The organism is Bartonella sp. AA16NXGY, from assembly GCF_042197325.1.
GTDB lineage: Bacteria > Pseudomonadota > Alphaproteobacteria > Rhizobiales > Rhizobiaceae > Bartonella.
In genome coordinates this window covers 1-1,189 of the sequence record NZ_JBHIRR010000055.1, presented here as the reverse complement: position 1 = coordinate 1,189, position 1,189 = coordinate 1, and the positions used below count along the sequence as shown (strand labels likewise).

Below are 1,189 nucleotides of genomic sequence, written 5' to 3'. Positions count from 1 at the left end.
AATGGCGAAGAGCAAGTTTGAACGAACAAAACCGCATGTTAATATTGGTACGATTGGTCACGTTGATCATGGGAAGACCTCGTTGACAGCAGCGATTACGAAATATTTTGGTGAATTTAAAGCTTATGACCAAATTGACGCTGCGCCAGAGGAACGTGCACGTGGAATTACTATTTCTACAGCACACGTTGAGTATGAAACGGAAAATCGTCACTATGCGCACGTTGATTGTCCAGGACACGCTGATTATGTGAAAAACATGATCACAGGGGCAGCACAGATGGATGGTGCTATTTTGGTTGTTTCAGCAGCTGATGGCCCAATGCCTCAGACACGTGAGCATATTTTGCTTGCACGTCAGGTTGGTGTTCCAGCAATTGTTGTTTTTCTTAATAAAGTTGATCAGGTTGATGATGCAGAACTTTTGGAGCTTGTAGAGCTTGAGGTTCGGGAACTTTTATCCAAATATGATTTCCCAGGCGATGATATACCAATTGTTAAGGGTTCTGCGTTGGCAGCTCTTGAGGATAAGGATAAAAGCATTGGTGAAGATGCTGTTCGTCTTTTAATGAGTGAAGTTGATAATTATATTCCAACCCCTGAACGTCCTGTTGATCAACCATTTTTGATGCCGATAGAGGATGTGTTTTCGATTTCGGGTCGTGGAACCGTTGTTACGGGTCGTGTTGAGCGTGGTGTTATTAAAGTTGGAGAGGAAATCGAGATTATCGGTATTCGTCCAACGTCTAAGACGACGGTTACAGGCGTTGAAATGTTCCGCAAGCTTTTGGATCAAGGTCAAGCGGGTGATAATATAGGGGCTCTGCTACGTGGTGTTGACCGTGAAGGGATTGAGCGTGGTCAAGTATTGGCGAAGCCAGGATCCGTTACACCTCATACACGTTTTAAAGCAGAAGCTTACATTTTGACAAAAGATGAAGGTGGACGTCATACACCATTTTTCACGAATTATCGTCCTCAGTTTTACTTCCGTACGACGGATGTTACAGGTATTGTTACGCTTCCAGAAGGAACGGAAATGGTTATGCCAGGTGACAATGTTGCGATGGATGTTTCGTTGATCGTTCCGATAGCGATGGAAGAGAAACTTCGTTTTGCTATTCGTGAAGGTGGTCGTACTGTTGGTGCCGGTATCGTCTCTAAGATCATTGAATAAATAATGCTTGTT

At 43.7% G+C, this 1,189-nt stretch carries 1 protein-coding gene; it reads left to right on the top strand.

What is annotated here, in order from left to right; all coding sequences use genetic code 11:
• The first annotated feature begins 1 nt into the window (after position 1).
• Positions 2 to 1,177, top strand: coding sequence for an elongation factor Tu (gene tuf / locus ACFINK_RS09305; protein ID WP_012755022.1), 1,176 nt, complete (start codon positions 2 to 4; stop codon positions 1,175 to 1,177).
• The last annotated feature ends 12 nt before the right edge of the window (positions 1,178 to 1,189 follow it).